Here is a 14,972-nt window from a genome sequence, read left to right on the forward strand (position 1 = left end):
GCGCGACGCCCGAGGCCGGTGTGCGCTCAGCGGCGGGCGATCAGGCAGGCCTGCGGAACCTTCGAGGACGTGTCCTCCTCCTGCACGCGCACCGTCCGGGACAGGACCGTGAAACCGGCCTCCTCCAGCAACTCCGCCATCGGCTCCGGTCGCCGCCGTTCGAAGTCCAGGGTGACCGGGTGACCGAAGGGCCGGTCGAGGCGGCTCGGCTCGTCGCCGACCTGGAAGGCGAGGAGCAGGTGCCCGCCGGGGGCCAGCACGCGCCGTACCTCCGCGAAGAGGTCGGGCAGCCGCTCCCACGGGGTGTGGATCGACGAGTACCAGGAGACGGCCCCCGCGAGCGCGCCGTCGGGCAGGTCCAGCTCCAGCATGGAGCCCTGCTCGAACCGCAGGCCCGGATTCTCGCGGCGCGCGATCGCGAGCATCGAGGCGGAGAGGTCGAGGCCGAAGACCCGCAGGCCGAGCGAGGCGAGGTGGGCGGTGACCCGGCCGGGCCCGCAGCCCAGGTCGGCCACCTGCCCCTCCGGTCCCACCAACTCGGCGAAGGCGCCCATCAGCGCCCGGTCCAGCGGTGTGCCGGCGCCCATGGAGCGGAAGCGGTCCGCGTAGTCCTCGGCAATGGCGTCGTAGAAGGTCCGGGTGGTGTCCAGGAAGCCGGCGTCGTGGCGGATGCCGTGTCCGGTGTCGTGGAGAGTCTCGTCGGTCATGGCGGGGACCCTAGTGCCCGGCACCGACGGTCGGCCGTCGGAACGAGCCGCAGCCGGAACGCACCGAGGATTCAGCGAGGATTCAGCGAGGATTCAGAAAGAAAGGCCCGAAAAGGGCAGGAGCCCCGTCGCCGAGAACGGCGCGGGGCTCCTTGGGTACTGCTGTCAATCAGACAGGAGTGACATTCTCCGCCTGCGGGCCCTTCGGACCCTGCGTGACGTCGAAGGACACCTGCTGGTTCTCCTCGAGGGAACGGAATCCCTGAGCGTTGATCGCGGAGTAGTGGACGAAGACGTCCGGGCCGCCGCCTTCCTGGGCGATGAAACCAAAGCCCTTTTCGGCGTTGAACCACTTCACGGTTCCGGTAGCCATAAGCCCTCCTTGGGCCCAAAGGGTTGCCCTGCTCCAGAACCAGCAAGTGTGAAGACTGGAATGCTGCACAACTGCATACGTCTGAGAACGACGAGAGCCCGCGGTCACATGCTCCGCAGGCTCTGTACTGCAAGGGAAACCAAACTGCAACTTGCTGTGAGCCTAGCACGCAGGCACCCGAGCGCAACAGAGGCCAAGATCACTTCACCCGAATGTTTGAACGCCTCCGCCGTTCGGCTGACGCCGGGGGGCGGCGGCGGACGGGTGCCGGGGGAGGGCTAGCCTCGCGATGTGGACAATTCTCGCACCCGGCCGCGCGTCGGCCACATCCAGTTCCTGAACTGCCTGCCCCTGTACTGGGGGCTCGCGAGAACAGGCACGCTCCTCGACTTCGAGCTCACGAAGGACACCCCGGAGAAGCTCAGCGAGCAGCTGGTGCAGGGCGACCTCGACATCGGACCCGTCACCCTGGTCGAATTCCTCAAGAACGCCGACGATCTCGTCGCCTTCCCCGACATCGCCGTCGGCTGCGACGGTCCGGTGATGTCGTGCGTGATCGTCTCGCAGGTCCCGCTGGAGAAGCTGGACGGCGCCCGCGTCGCCCTCGGCTCCACCTCGCGCACGTCCGTCCGCCTCGCCCAGCTCCTGCTGGCCGAGCGCTACGGCGTCACGCCCGACTACTACACCTGCCCGCCCGACCTGAGCCTGATGATGCAGGAGGCCGACGCGGCCGTCCTCATCGGTGACGCGGCCCTGCGCGCGAACATGATCGACGGTCCGCGCTACGGCCTCGAAGTGCACGACCTGGGCGCGCTGTGGAAGGAGTGGACGGGCCTGCCGTTCGTCTTCGCGGTCTGGGCGGCCCGGCGCGACTACGCGGAGCGCGAGCCGGTCATCACCCGCAAGGTGCACGAGGCCTTCCTCGCCTCCCGCAACCTCTCCCTGGAGGAGGTCGGCAAGGTCGCCGAGCAGGCGGCCCGCTGGGAGGCCTTCGACGAGGAGACCCTCGCGCGGTACTTCACCACCCTCGACTTCCGCTTCGGCGCCCCGCAGCTGGAGGCGGTCACCGAGTTCGCGCGCCGCGTGGGCCCCACCACCGGCTTCCCGGCGGACGTGAAGGTGGACCTGCTCCAGCCCTGATTCCGCCGGGCCCCCGGTACGGGCGGCCCACTACCCTGCTCCCAGGTACCGGCGTACGGGGGAGGGGTGGCGCCATGCGGCCGCTCGATGTCGACGAACCCACCGTCGTGGGGCCCTACCGGCTGCTCGGCCGGCTCGGCTCCGGCGGCATGGGCCGGGTCTACCTGGGCCGCAGCGCCGGCGGCCGCACGGTCGCCGTGAAGATCGTGCACCCGCACTTCGCGCTCGACGAGGAGTTCCGCGCCCGGTTCCGGCGCGAGGTGGACGCCGCGCGCCGGGTGGGCGGCGCCTGGACCGCGCCCGTACTGGACGCGGACCCCGAGGCGCGCGTGCCGTGGGTCGCCACGGCGTACGCGGCCGGTCCGTCCCTGACGGCGGCCGTCGCGGACGGCGGCCCGCTGCCGGCCCACTCGGTACGGGCGCTCGGCGCGGGCCTCGGCGAGGCGCTGGCCGCGGTGCACGAGCTGGGCCTCGTCCACCGGGACGTGAAGCCGTCCAACGTCCTCCTCACCCTCGACGGCCCCCTCCTGATCGACTTCGGCATCGCCCGCGCGACGGACGGCACGGCGTCCCTGACCTCGACGGGCGTCTCGATCGGCTCGCCCGGTTACATGTCCCCCGAGCAGATCCTCGGCAAGGGCGTCACGGGCGCGGCCGACGTGTTCTCGCTGGGCGCCGTCCTCGCCTTCGCGGCGATGGGCGCGCCGCCCTTCCCGGGGGACTCCTCGGCCGCCCTCCTCTACAAGGTCGTCCACGAGGAGCCGCGGCTCGACGCCCTGGACGGCGCGACGGACGGGGCGACCGACGGAGGGCTACGGGACCTGGTGGCGGCGTGCCTGGCGAAGGACCCGGCCGCCCGCCCGACCCCCGCTGAGGTGGCCCGGCGCCTCGCACCCGAGGGCGCGGCACGCCTGGTGACCGGCGGCTGGCTGCCGGGGGCGCTGGTGGAGCGGGTCAGCCGGAGCGCCGTACAGCTGCTGAACCTGGAGGCGGCGGAGTCGTCGTCCGGGCCGGTGTCGGGACCGGTGGGGTTCAGCCGGCCGTCGGTGGGAGCGGCGGGCTCGGTCGGCGGGGCGGGCTCGGTCAGCGGGATGGGCTCGGTCGGCGGGGCGGCGCCCGGCGTCTTCGGGCCCCCGCCGGTGATGCCCGCGCCGACGGCGCCCGCCGCCGACGTACCGTCCCCGCGCGAGGGCGACCGCTCGCCGGGCAAGCTCGCCCTGTCCGTCGCGGCGACCTCCACCCGGGGCGCCGGTGGCCGCGGCCGGCGGCTGAGCTGCACCGTGGCGCTCGCGGTGGCGGGAGCGCTGGCGGCGGTGACGGTCGGCTCGGTGTTCGTCCTGGACCTGCTGCCGGGCGAGGGCGGCAAGAACCGCCCGTCCGGTCAGGACACCGCCTCCCAGACACCCTCCACGCCCCGCGCCGTCCCCGCCCGCTACGTCGGCACCTGGGAGGGCCAGGCCGCCGCCGTCGAGGGCAACCTGCCCCTGGGCACCTTCCGCCTGACCGTCCGCGAGGCCGAGGTGGGCGAGAAGCTGGGCACCGTGCGCCACACCGACCTCTTCGGCGGCACCTGTGACGACGTACTGACCCTGAAGAAGGTGACGGAGAAGCAGGTCGTCGCCGGCGCCGTGGGAGCCGAGGGCAACCGCGACGTCTGCAACCAGGCCCTCCACACCGTCCGCCTCACGCCCGTCGGCGACGACCTTCAGTACGAGTCCGACAGCAAGGACTCGGGGCGGCCGAAGGCGCGGTTGTCGAAGGTCGAGTAGGCGAGGGCTTCGCTTCCTCGGGTCAGAACTCCGCGCACAAGGCGAAGCACCGCCCCCGCCGCCCTCCTCCGCCGGGCCGGCCCGAACCGTCGCCACTCACCCCGGCACCACGACCGTACGCAGCTCCCCGTCCCCGAGGTGCAGCATGCCCTTGCCCGGGGCGATCTGGCCGCCGACCATGCCGCGGGAGACGCGCAGGCCGATGAGGTCGCCGCTGGAGGACTCCTGCGGACAGAGCAGGATGCCGCGGCGGGCCTTCTTGGCGTCGACCTGCCAGCCGGAGAAGCCGCTGCACACGTCCTCCTCGTCACCGGCGATGACGAGGGCGAGGCCGCGTTCGGCACCCCGGGACACGATCTTCTTCATCTGGCTCTCGGCGTCGCAGTCCTCGAGGATCTCGCCGTCGTCGACGAGGACGGCGATCGGCTCCTCCAGGCTCGCCTGGTCGATGAGCTCCTCGAACTCGTCCTCGTCGATGTCGTCGCCGGTGAAGACCTTCAGCACGCCCTCCGCGCCGTCCAGTTGACGCAACGGCGACTGGCGGGGCGCGGCGACCACGAGGCGGGCGCCCTGCGCGAGGAAGGAGTGGGCGACGTTCATCAGCACCGTGGAACGGCCCGACTTGGCCGGACCCGCGATGACGAACGCCGGTACGCCGTCCGCGAGGTCGGGGCCGAAACCGACGATCTCGTCGCCGCCGATGCCGACCAGCGCCCACAGCTTGGAACGGGACGCCTCCGGGTCGCGCAGTTCCCACGCCTCGGCGAAGGAGATGCGGCTGGGCAGGCTGTCGACGCGGAACGGACGCCGGGCGCGCGGCACATCCGCGTCCCGGGCCGCGGCCGCCTCGCCGATCGCGGTGATCGCCGCCGCCTGCCCCTGACCGGTGGTGTCCTCGGCGAGCAGCGCGAACTGCGTCTCCGTACCGGCCTCGTTGCGGAAGGCGCGGCCCGGCGGGATCTCCTCGGGAACCTTGCGGGTCGGGATGCCGAGCGACGAGAAGTCGCTGCGGTCGGCGAGCCGCAGGCCGTACTTGTCCTCGGTGAGGGTCGCGATCCGGCCGACCAGCAGCGTGCGGTCACCGGTCAGGACCAGGTGGATGCCGATGCTCGCGCCCTCGCGCATCATCGTCTGCAACGCGTCGGTCAGCGAGCCGTGGTCGACCTCGCCGAGGGTGGGCACCCAGCCCTCCCAGCGGTCCAGCAGGACGACGATGTGCGGCAGCCGCTCGTCCTCCTCGACCGCGGCCCGCTGCTCGCCGATGTCGGCGAAGCCCTTGTCGGCCAGGAGGTTCTGGCGGCGGTCCATCTCCCCCTTGAGCCGGTTGACCAGCCGGACCACCCGCTCCGTCTGGTTGCGGCTGACGACCGCGCCGCAGTGCGGCAGCCGGGTCAGCGCGTTGAGGGCGCCGTTGCCGCAGTCGATGCCGTACAGGTGCACGTCGGCGGTGGAGTGGGTGCGGGCCAGCGAGCCCGCGATGGTGCGCAGCACCTGGGACCGGCCGCTGCGCGGGGCGCCGCCGATCATCAGGTGGCCGAAGCTCGCGAAGTCGACCACGACCGGGCGGCGGGCCTGGTCGGAGGGCAGGTCCTCGATGCCGTACGGGGCGGGCGGCAGCTTGCCCGGGGCGGCGCCGACGAGGGCCGGCACCTCGATCTCGTCCAGCAGCAGCGTCTCGTCCAGCGCCGGCAGCCAGGGGCTGTGCTGGGCGGGGATGCCGAGCGAGCTGTTGGCGTCGCGCACCGCGTCGACGAGCACCTTGAGGTCGGTGATCTCGTCGTCCTCGCGGGACTGGGTCTTCGGCTTGGCCAGCGCCGCCCGGCCCAGGTCCTCCCAGCCCAGCGGCCCGACCCAGGGCGCGAGCGCGGCCGGGTCGGCGGCACCGGGCCGACGGCCCCCGACCCGCCCGGACTGGAAGGGAACGAGGGAGGCGTGCCCCAGCCGCACGTAGGCGCGGCCCGGGGTGCTCTTGGAGATGTGCCCGGCCTCCGGCGAGTCGATGACGTCGCTCGACTCGCCGCCGTCGGTCACCCGCAGCGCGATACGGAGGTTGGTGTTGGCGCGGATCTCGGGCGAGACGACACCGCTCGGCCGCTGCGTGGCGAGCAGCAGGTGAATGCCGAGGGAGCGACCTCGCTGGGCGATGTTCACGAGCCCGGTCACGAAGTCGGGCAGGTCCCGCACCATGGACGCGAACTCGTCGATGACGATGAGCAGCCGGGGCACGGGAGCGTGCGAGGGGTCGCGTCGGACGAGGTCCTGATAGTCCTCGATGTCCTTGGCGTCGGCGGCGGCGAGGATGTGCTCGCGCCGCTTCAGCTCGGCGCCCAGCGACTCCAGGGCGCGCTCGACGAGGTGGGCGTCGAGGTCGGTGACCATGCCGACGGTGTGCGGCAGCTTCACGCAGTCCTTGAACGCGGACCCGCCCTTGTAGTCGACGAGGACGAAGGTCATGTTCTCGGGCGTGTTCGCGACGGCCAGCGCGGCGACGATCGTCTGGAGCAGCTCGGACTTACCCGAACCGGTCGTACCGGCGATGAGCCCGTGCGGCCCGTCCTTGCGCATGTCGATGCCGAAGGGACCGTCGTACGACTCACCGATGACGGCCATCGTCGACTGCCCGCCCATCCGCCACCGCGCGCTGATCGCGTCGGCCGTCGGCGGCTCCAGTCGCAGCACGTCGAGGAGCCGGCTGGAACCGGGCAGCGCGGAGTCCTCGGTCTCGCCGCTGATGTCCCGCAGCGCGGACAGCGAACGCGTGAGCCGCAGACACCAGGCGGGCGTGACGAAGTCGGGCCGCACGTCCGCGATGCGCTCGGCACCCGCCTCCTCGACCCGCAGCCGCAGTTTCTCGGCCCGCGCCCGCTGCTCGGGCTGGGCGGCGGCACCGGTGTGCCAGGCCTGGAAGGACGGAAAACCGCCCGCGACCTGCTGAGCCTGCCGCTGCTCGCCCTGCTGCGGCCCCGTCTCCTCGGCCTTGGGCTCGGCGACGACGAACGCCTGGCACTCCCCGGGCAGGAATCGCTCCTCGGCGTCGAGGCAGAGCGCGTACATGGACACGGCCGGCCCCTCGCGCAGCAGCCGTACGACCCCCGGCAGGGACCGCAGCCGCCGCGACCCGTCCCATACGACGACGATGTCCGGGTCGCTGAAGGTCGCCCCGGGGCCGCCCTTCTGCTGGGCGGCCTTCTTGCGCGCGTCGAGGATCTGCGTCAGCTCGCCGATGCGGGCACCGACGGTCTCGGCGTCGGTGCCGATGAGGACGTTGACGTCCTGGCCGCCGGAGGGCCGGGAGTGCGGCAGCCAGCGAACCCAGTCCCACTCGGTCCGGGCGGAGTTCTCGCTGAGCACGTAGAACTGCACGTCCATGGGGCTGTGCAGCGCGGCGGTCTGCGCGACGGCCCACCGCCCGAGGGAACGCGCCGAGTCCCCGGGCCCCGCGATGCCGATGACGCCGAGGCCGCGCAGCGACAGCGCGACGGGAGCGTCCTCGATCTTCCAGGTGACCTGCCGGCGGTGGTCGTCCTGCTCGGGGTCGTCGAGCACGACCTCCGAAGGCAACTGCCCCGTGCCGACCCTCAGCAGCAGATGATCACGGTCCGTCCGCCGCCGCTCCCACAACCGCGTCCGAGGCCCCGTCCCCACCGACAGCACGACCGCGGGATCGGGAATGGCGTGCCGCCGGTCGTTCCGCTCGGTGACGAGCGCGTCCTGCGCGTCCTTCTCGATCCTCTCCTTCTGTTCCTCGTACTCCTTGACCTGCTTGGCATGGGACTTGCGCCCGTGCTTCTTGTCGTTGAAGTAGTTGGCGAACAGCAGGACGGGACTGAGCGCCGCCATGATCAGGTAGTACCAGCGCCCGAAGATCGCCACGGCCACGACGGCGCCGACGATCGGCGTGAACGCCATCAGCCAGGGCAGCGGCCGGGGTTCGTACTCGCGGGGCGGCGACGGCAGCCGGAAGGTGGTCTGCCGCTCGGGCGGACGCAGCCGCGGCGGCCGGTTGTAGTCGAGTCCGATGCCGTCCTCGGACCACTTCAGCGCCGCGTTCGGAGGCGAGTACCGGGCGAGTTCGACGAGGGAGTTCCCGAACGCGATCTGCGCGCCGAGCGGCCAGTCGCCCTTGTCCTCCTCAATGGCGGCACCATCGAGGGTGACGCCCTCCTTGTCGGTGTGCACGGCGAACTCGCAGGTGCCGTCGGTGGCCACGGACAGGGTCAGGGCACGCGCGTCGACCTCGGGATCGTCGATACGGACATACGCCGCCGCCCCGCTGCCGATGTCGTACTTCCCGACCCCCAGCCGGTGCACGAACCCGGCGCCCGGCCCGCCGACGACCCGCAACTCCACGAGCCCGCTGGGCTCTCCGGGCAGGCACCCCGACGGATCCTGGAGCGAGACGACCGCGCCCTCGCGAAGCGGCGACCCGATGACGGTGGCCGACGGATCGACGGCGTACCCGTCGACGTAGACGAGCGGCGCGTTGCCCGCGCCCCCCTGCCGCTGATGCCCGATGGGAATGACCTGCGCCCCCGCGACGCCGACCTGCTTGGCCAGCTCCTCGGCGATGTCCCCCACGGTGGACTCGGGATCGGCATCGAGCACGACGTCGGCGGTGCCCCCGCCGAACGGGTCGACGACGGTCAGGCTCAGTCGCACGCTTGTCCTCCCCCAACGGCCCCCGCGGCCGCTTCCGCAACACGGCACACAGTCCAGGCGACGATATCCGTTGGCTGTCGCGGTGCGGCAACAGGGAGGTGACCGAACGTTCCCTAAGGCAATGCAGGGATGTGCCACCACAAGTCACCCCCGTAAGCTGCTGCCTCAAGAGCGGAAGATCACACCGGTCGTCACATGCGACACATGCGACCGGTTTGACCGGTGCGCCGGTTCGATCCGCAAACAAGGAGCCACGGGGGTTGGCCCTGCGGCGTTGTGAGAGGAAGCGGCTTCATGGCCAAAGACCTTGACATCACATATCAGGACATGCGGGATGCGGCCAAGCATGTCGTGAAGGAGAAGGAAAAGCTCCAGGAAAAGCTCGACGGCCTCCGCAAGTACATCGCCAACCTGGTCGAGTCGGGCTACGTCACGAAGTCCTCCTCGAAGGCCTTCGACGAGAACTTCGACGAGTTCACCAAGGGCGCCAAGACCACCCTCGACGGCCTCGACGGCATGGGCGACTACCTGACCATGGCCGCCGACAAGTTCGAGCAGATCGACGAGGAACTGGCGAAGCAGGCGCGGGGCTAGCAGCGCCGGCGCGAGCTGGGCGAGTGATGGTGCGGCGGGGTGCGCGCCCCGCCGCACCGGCGGCTGGCAGGGCGAGGTGGGTCGGAGCAATCCACGCTGCAGCCAGTTGTCAGTACGTCACTCACTCCGGGTTGGGGTTGAGCCAGATGCTGCGGGCGAATTCATCGAAGATGTCCATGTTGAGACCCAGCCATCCGAGTTCGTCCGTCACTGTGCGCACAGAGGCGTAGATCTGAAGCTCCTCCGACCACCAACCGTAGTTCAACGAGACACCAAGGCCAGCGTCATCGCGGAAGTAGCTTAGACAGCGCAGGCCTTCACCGATCCGGCCCGAGTCGAATGCGGTGACATCCGGAGGGCGAACCGACCCCTCTTCGGTCGCCTGGACGAGTGTCCTGAGGTCGGACTCTCGGCCCGCGCCCTCTCCCTGCATCAGGAGAGCATAGAAGGGTTGCGGGACTCTACGAGGATCACCTCCGTACAGGAACACTTGGTGTGCCGGGACCCCCGGGTGCGGGTGAGCTTCGATCAACTGCCGGAAGCGATCAGTCAACACAGTGCGGTTGGGGCTGCGCCACCATTTCCGGTGGCGCTGATGCACGATGTCCGCACACGTGGCGGCCCACTCGTCGATTTCCGTCCGCTGCTGCTCCGTCCAGTGGAGCGGCATCAGGAACCATTCGGTGGGGTCTGCCTCAGTCTCGAAGAAAATCACTCGTAGCTCCAGCGGAATGTCATCATGTCCGTCCGTCATCATGGGATCTTCCTTATGTGGACTCCTCGATCGCTTCGAGCTGGTCATGGAGGGAGAGCGTCTGGAGAATGGTGACGTCATTTGGTAGATATCGGGCCAGTGATCCATCGATGCCAGGAGGTCGACCCAGATGGCATCGTTGTACGGATCACTAGCCAGGGTTGCGAGTATCCACTGAGCCGCGACGTCGGAATCGTCTCCGGACTGGTCCGTGGGGGCGATTCCATTGGTGAAGGGGCACTGCGCGACGTCTTTAGCAGGTTCATGCCGGTGCACGTCAGCTTCTTGGCGAGATCGCGGGTGTCCCTGATATCTCCCGGTGTTGGGTCTCAGCGTATGTGCGGGGACGTGGGGTGCTTGCCGGCCACGGCTGCTTTCCCTTCCTCTTCGCGTGAGCCGTCTTGAGGGACTCGGCGAGGTCCAGGTCGAGCTTGCCGAACGTGTCGCCGATGTGGTTGATCAACTCGACGGTGCCGTGCGTGTGCTTGCCGAGCTGCATGACGCCGTAACTCCACTCGCCGACGAAGTCCTGGATACCTGACACCAGTTGGCCCTCACCCACGACCGACGCGCCCGATCCGCGCAAGCCGCGACGTGTGGCCTCCACGCGATCGCTGATAGTGAAGAATGTCTTCTTCAAGGACTGGAAGACAGCCTCGTTGAGGCTGAGATCACTCATGCGGCGTTGGGGTCTCTCCAGGCGCGAGGGGGCGTGCGGTCGGACGCTCGGTTTCGCCAGTGCGAACAAGCCATGAGCTGCCGTGTTGTCGCCCCGGTCAGTGCCGGATAGCGGTAGTGGCGGTGCCCGTTCAACCCGCCGTGCGCGACGTACGGCTGACCCTCACAGCTGATCTGGGTGCAGTTGTGAATACGCCCCAGCGGTGCCGGTCAGAGGGGCGCCCCAGGAAGCCGGAGCGTCCGCGCGAAGTCGTCCAGGGGCTCCATGGCCGCGGCGACGACTTCCGGATCATCGTGGTGGCCGCGGAGCACGACGTCTGGGAGGCCGGGCCGGGTGTGCCAGTGGTACGACACAGAGGTCATCATGATGCTGCTGTCCGCGGGGTAGGAGCGGGTGACCCGAACTCCGTCCGGGCCCAGGTGCGGAGAAGGGAACGGAATGCTGCCGGTTCGCTGCTGCCACTCGGGGATCTCCGGGTGCGGCACCGTGAATGCGGTGCTTCCCTCGCAGGAAGCCGCGTCATCGGCCTCGCAGTGGAAGCGGGTGGCGTGCAGCACCAGGGGCATGTAGGTGAGCGGAACGGGGTGGTAGATGAACGCCTCGTCGGCCTGGAGTCTGTCCCGGAGCGTGACGATCGTCTGCTCGTAGAAGGTCTTGTGGAAGCGGCGGAGCCTGCGGGTGAGTTCGATGTCGTGGATGGCGGCCAGGCCGGTCAGGTGCAGGCCCAGCCATTCCTTGAAGTTCTTCCTGTCGATCTGGAGGTGAAGGTAGCCCCAGAGGTCTGGGTTGGCATCCGTGTCGACGTGGAGCGGGGCGCCGAGGTCGTCGCTCCACAGAGTGCCTTCGGGCACGAGCGCTCCCTTTCTTCGGGGACACGGCGGAAGGGAGCCTTCAGGCGTGGCTCCAGCGGAAGGTGCCCCATCACGGCCCGGCGTAGCCGGACTTTCGGTCAGCCCTGGTCCTCGGACGGCTTCCGCAGTCGCACGCTCCTGGCGAAGTCGTCGATCGCGTCGAAGGAAGCCTCCAGAAGGGCCGGGTCGTCGTAGTGGCCCTTGAGGAGCAGGTCGATGTTGCTGGACGGGTCGTTCCACGCGTAGCTGACGGAAAGCATCAGGTGCCCTTCGGGGGCCGTCCAGCTGCGCAGGCAACGCAGGCCGGTGCCGAAGTGCGGGGAGTCGAAGGGCGTCGTCTCCACTCGCTCGCTGGCCTCCGCGGTCCCCGGGTCGGGCTCCGCCAGCATGCTCAGGTGCAGTTCGCTGTGCTCCTCGTCGCAGGCGAACTGCTTGGCGAAGAACACCAGCGGGGCCGCCTGCGGGGGCATGGGTCCGAAGAGGAACGCCTGGTCGGCCTCGACGCGCCGGCTCAGCATGGCCGCCGAGCCCTCCAGGAACCTCTTCATCTGCCGCTTCTCGCGCCAGGTGAGTTTGCGCTGGTGGAGCAGGCCGGTCGCCTCCAGTTGGAGGTCCAGCCACTCGGCGAACTCCGTCTTGCCGAGCCGCAGGGGCATGTGGAACCAGAGTCCCGGGTCCGCGTCGGTGTCGACGATCATCATGTGTGGCTCCAGCGAAAGGTGGTCATCACGGCGTCGAACAGTTCGACCAGTGTCTCGGTGAACTCGGTGTCCATGTCGGGGGCGACCAGCGTGCTGAAGGAGAACGTCAGCCACTTGGCCGGGGCGCTGTGCGGGACCGGCACCGTGTACTGCACTCGCCAGGAGGGGACCTCGATGCCCCGGTCCGGGTCGGCGGGCAGCTTGCGCAGGGTGCGGACGGCAGCCGTACCGTCGAGTTCGCGTGCCGAGGCCTCCTCGGCGTCACGCGCGAGATCGACCAGTACCGACTCGTGCTTCGCGCCGCCCGTCGGCGAGGCCAGCGGTACGGAGGCGACGAGCGAGGCCGGAATGAGCATGCCGTGCACGCGCTCGACGGGGAGGTACAGCGTCAGCCCGTCGGAGTCGCGGGCCTTGCGGACCGTCTGCTTCAGTTCCTTGACCAGTTGCATCCTGGCCTTGGGGATGTCGTCCTTCGGGAAGCCGGCCGGAAGCTGTGCCACGGAGGCGCGCACGATCCGCTGGATCGCTTCCTTCGTGCCGGACTGAAGCGGAATGGTGTCCCAGCCGGGCGGCGGAACGAGGTTGAAGCCGGTCGGGACGGCCACGGAGTCCATCGCCTCCGGGTCGTCCACGGCGTTCTCACGATGCGGCACTGCGGTTCCGGATCCTTTCCGCGACCGACGTCGCACCGACCAGAACGGTGAACAGCGGGGCTCCGACGATGCCTGGCCAGAAGGAGGTGAAGAGGCTCGGCAGCAGCAGGGCCCAGCCCATGGCGAGGTCGCGGGTCAGCAGGGGCGGCCGGGCGCTGGGCGCCGGGTGTTTGATCAGGATCCAGAGCAGATGTACGAGGCAGCCCGCCAGCATGATCCAGTAGATCCAGAACAGGACGTCCCGGCCGGAATCGGGCAGCAGCAGCGCGATACCGATCAACGGGACGATCGACACCAGGGCGCCGATGATGGTCACCCGAACCCTGAAGTTCGCACCTGTACCCAACTGTTCTCTGACCGAGCCTGCCATGTCTCCCGCTCTTCCTGCCGAGTGCGTCCTACTGTTCACCGGCGCCCTGTCCGAGTGATCACCAGTGAGTGTCCGGTGCCGGCATCCAGCCGCTCTCCTTCCAGGTGTTGAAGTCCTCGTTGTAGGGCTTGTCCCCGGGAAGCAGATCGTGTTCGGCCAGCCATCCCATCGAGTCGCTCTTGCTGAGCGATTTGTCCATGACGTCGACGGCCATGCCACCGTACCCGGCGGTCATGGCGGCCCCGTAGCCCAGGTTTCCGAGTGCGGTGGTGCCGCTCGACACCGCTCCGGGGAAGACTCCCTTGTTCGCGCGGAGCTGACCGTAGAGGCCGGCCGCTTCGTCGTCCCCCAAGTGCGCCCACTTCGAGACCGTCGAGACCGGCGTGGGGCCCTTCGCGACCAGGCCGGCCTCCCTGGAGATCTTCTTCAGCGTGAAGTGCCGCAGGTCGGAGAAGAACTTCCGGGAAACGTCGTCCTGTGCGCCCGCCATGGCCCGGCTCAGGTCGTTCAGCATCCCCTTGTGGGAGCGGAGCCCCGCCTTGAGGCCTGCGGTCCTGCTTGTCTGCGCGGCGGTGGAGGCGGCCTTGTTGGCGCCCTTGAGCGCGTTGATGCCGCCTCGGCCGATGCCCATCAGGAGCAGGCCGCCGACGTCGAAGGCCAGATCGGTCCAGGACGCGTCACCGGAGGCGACCAGCAGGGATCTGGTCAGGATGGTGAGTACGGCGATACCGAGGACCAATAGGTTCAGTCCGGGAATCCAGATGGCGACGATCCCGGCGATGGTCGCGATCCACCCGAGCCCGTCCAGGACGGTCTTGATCCAGTCCGCGTTGTCGTGCACCCATCCCTTGACGTCGTCCCACCACGAGTCCTCGATCACGTCGTCGATCTCGTCGCGGATCTTGCCTGCGTGGTGGTTGGCGCGGGAGTCGCGGTCGCCGGTGACGGTGTGCAGGCGGGTTCGGTACGGCTGGAGGGGGTCGTCGGCGGGACTGGTGCCGCTGGGCGACGCGTGCGGGACGTCCTTGTCCTCCGAGGCGGACTTCTTGGCCTTCTCGGCCTCGACTTCCTCCTGCTTCTCCTTGGCCTGACGCAGAATCGTGTCGGCGTCGCCCTGGAAGTCCTCCAGCTCGTTCGACCACTTGGTGAGATGGCCGTGCACACGCTCGTACCGTCCGGCCACCTCCCGCATGTGCTTCTCCAGCGTGGAGGACTGCTCGCGCAGTGCCTTTACGTACTTGCCCTTGAGGGTCTCGTCGTCGCTGATCGCCTTGAGGTTCTTGGCCTGGTCCCGGAGCTTCTTGGCCACCGAGATCATGTGCTTGACCTCGGCACGGATTTCCTCCGGGTCACCGGGCACGGGGTCGGAGTCACAGAGCGGCTGCCAGTCCACCGGACGGCGCTTGGAGGTCGGTGTCACGGCGTCACTTCTTCTTGTCCTTCTTGGCCAGCTGCTCGTCCAGATCCTCGAACGCCTTCTTGCTGCCGGCCACGAGCTTGCCGACCGACTCGAGGGACTCGACGAGTTTGGTGCGGTAGTCGTCCCAGTTGTCGACGAAGTCCTCCATGGCCCCGGCGACGGCACCGGAGCCCCAATGCTCCTTCATGTCGTCCCGGCGGTCCTCGATGTCCTCGAAGGTCTTCTTGAGCTGACCGAGCTTGCGCTCGCAGTCCGCAAGGAACTCGTAGTCGACTGTCAGGTCCGAGTCGCCCATGGCCGGC

The 14,972-nt window shown here is 69.4% G+C and carries 14 protein-coding genes; 3 read left to right on the forward strand and 11 right to left on the reverse strand.

The annotated features are described in order from the left end of the window. Window positions 1-26: 26 nt before the first annotated feature. A complete protein-coding gene (locus ACIQ6R_RS00255) occupies window positions 27-707 on the reverse strand; it encodes a class I SAM-dependent DNA methyltransferase (protein WP_404217683.1) in 681 nt (226 codons plus the stop codon). Between the two features lie 169 nt (window positions 708-876). Next, window positions 877-1,080 (reverse strand): cold-shock protein, encoded by a 204-nt coding sequence (locus ACIQ6R_RS00260; RefSeq protein ID WP_003974443.1) that lies wholly within the window; start codon window positions 1,078-1,080, stop codon window positions 877-879. A gap of 291 nt (window positions 1,081-1,371) precedes the next feature. Here ACIQ6R_RS00260 and ACIQ6R_RS00265 point away from each other — a divergent pair, with 291 nt between their 5' ends. Beyond that, a complete protein-coding gene (locus ACIQ6R_RS00265) occupies window positions 1,372-2,220 on the forward strand; it encodes a menaquinone biosynthetic enzyme MqnA/MqnD family protein (RefSeq protein WP_404168608.1) in 849 nt (282 codons plus the stop codon). Between the two features lie 74 nt (window positions 2,221-2,294). Next, window positions 2,295-3,989 (forward strand): serine/threonine-protein kinase, encoded by a 1,695-nt coding sequence (locus tag ACIQ6R_RS00270; protein WP_404217684.1) that lies wholly within the window; start codon window positions 2,295-2,297, stop codon window positions 3,987-3,989. A 96-nt stretch (window positions 3,990-4,085) separates the two neighbouring features. On the opposite strand, the gene ACIQ6R_RS00275 is transcribed toward ACIQ6R_RS00270, so the two are convergent. Continuing rightward, a complete protein-coding gene (locus ACIQ6R_RS00275; protein ID WP_404217687.1) occupies window positions 4,086-8,648 on the reverse strand; it encodes an FtsK/SpoIIIE domain-containing protein in 4,563 nt (1,520 codons plus the stop codon). 294 nt (window positions 8,649-8,942) lie between these two features. Between ACIQ6R_RS00275 and ACIQ6R_RS00280 the strand changes: the two genes are divergently transcribed. Continuing rightward, on the forward strand, window positions 8,943-9,242 hold the full coding sequence (locus tag ACIQ6R_RS00280) for a WXG100 family type VII secretion target (protein ID WP_063787499.1): 300 nt from the start codon (window positions 8,943-8,945) through the stop codon (window positions 9,240-9,242). 121 nt (window positions 9,243-9,363) lie between these two features. Here the strand turns inward: ACIQ6R_RS00280 and ACIQ6R_RS00285 are convergent, their stop codons facing one another. The 8 genes from ACIQ6R_RS00285 to ACIQ6R_RS00320 form a co-directional block, all read right to left on the reverse strand. Continuing rightward, complete coding sequence (locus ACIQ6R_RS00285; RefSeq protein ID WP_404217691.1) at window positions 9,364-9,999, reverse strand: hypothetical protein; 636 nt, start codon at window positions 9,997-9,999, stop codon at window positions 9,364-9,366. A gap of 274 nt (window positions 10,000-10,273) precedes the next feature. Next, the gene (locus ACIQ6R_RS00290; RefSeq protein WP_404217694.1) at window positions 10,274-10,675 is read right to left on the reverse strand and encodes a hypothetical protein; all 402 of its coding nucleotides are present in this window, start codon (window positions 10,673-10,675) and stop codon (window positions 10,274-10,276) included. A 209-nt stretch (window positions 10,676-10,884) separates the two neighbouring features. Next, a complete protein-coding gene (locus ACIQ6R_RS00295) occupies window positions 10,885-11,526 on the reverse strand; it encodes a hypothetical protein (protein ID WP_404217696.1) in 642 nt (213 codons plus the stop codon). Window positions 11,527-11,624: 98 nt separating this feature from the next. Beyond that, a complete protein-coding gene (locus tag ACIQ6R_RS00300; RefSeq protein ID WP_404217698.1) occupies window positions 11,625-12,227 on the reverse strand; it encodes a hypothetical protein in 603 nt (200 codons plus the stop codon). After that, window positions 12,224-12,880, reverse strand: coding sequence for a hypothetical protein (locus ACIQ6R_RS00305; RefSeq protein WP_404217700.1), 657 nt, complete (start codon window positions 12,878-12,880; stop codon window positions 12,224-12,226). Before ACIQ6R_RS00305 ends, ACIQ6R_RS00300 begins: the two co-directional genes overlap by 4 nt. Next, on the reverse strand, window positions 12,867-13,196 hold the full coding sequence (locus ACIQ6R_RS00310) for a hypothetical protein (protein WP_404217702.1): 330 nt from the start codon (window positions 13,194-13,196) through the stop codon (window positions 12,867-12,869). The genes ACIQ6R_RS00305 and ACIQ6R_RS00310 overlap by 14 nt, the downstream gene beginning before the upstream one ends. Before the next feature lie 112 nt (window positions 13,197-13,308). Beyond that, the gene (locus ACIQ6R_RS00315) at window positions 13,309-14,670 is read right to left on the reverse strand and encodes a hypothetical protein (protein ID WP_404217704.1); all 1,362 of its coding nucleotides are present in this window, start codon (window positions 14,668-14,670) and stop codon (window positions 13,309-13,311) included. A gap of 4 nt (window positions 14,671-14,674) precedes the next feature. Further along, the gene (locus tag ACIQ6R_RS00320) at window positions 14,675-14,965 is read right to left on the reverse strand and encodes a hypothetical protein (protein WP_345634571.1); all 291 of its coding nucleotides are present in this window, start codon (window positions 14,963-14,965) and stop codon (window positions 14,675-14,677) included. Window positions 14,966-14,972 lie beyond the last annotated feature (7 nt).

This window comes from Streptomyces sp. NPDC096048, from assembly GCF_044763415.1.
Taxonomy (GTDB): Bacteria; Actinomycetota; Actinomycetes; order Streptomycetales; family Streptomycetaceae; genus Streptomyces.

Excerpts from the sequence above, each read along its gene's own strand:
- ACIQ6R_RS00285 (WP_404217691.1), bottom strand. The coding sequence starts at position 9,999 with ATGATGACGGACGGACATGATGACATTCCGCTGGAGCTACGAGTGATT.
- ACIQ6R_RS00300 (WP_404217698.1), bottom strand. The coding sequence starts at position 12,227 with ATGATGATCGTCGACACCGACGCGGACCCGGGACTCTGGTTCCACATG.
- ACIQ6R_RS00255 (WP_404217683.1), bottom strand. The coding sequence starts at position 707 with ATGACCGACGAGACTCTCCACGACACCGGACACGGCATCCGCCACGAC.
- ACIQ6R_RS00290 (WP_404217694.1), bottom strand. The coding sequence starts at position 10,675 with ATGAGTGATCTCAGCCTCAACGAGGCTGTCTTCCAGTCCTTGAAGAAG.
- ACIQ6R_RS00280 (WP_063787499.1), top strand. The coding sequence starts at position 8,943 with ATGGCCAAAGACCTTGACATCACATATCAGGACATGCGGGATGCGGCC.
- ACIQ6R_RS00260 (WP_003974443.1), bottom strand. The coding sequence starts at position 1,080 with ATGGCTACCGGAACCGTGAAGTGGTTCAACGCCGAAAAGGGCTTTGGT.
- ACIQ6R_RS00320 (WP_345634571.1), bottom strand. The coding sequence starts at position 14,965 with ATGGGCGACTCGGACCTGACAGTCGACTACGAGTTCCTTGCGGACTGC.
- ACIQ6R_RS00270 (WP_404217684.1), top strand. The coding sequence starts at position 2,295 with ATGCGGCCGCTCGATGTCGACGAACCCACCGTCGTGGGGCCCTACCGG.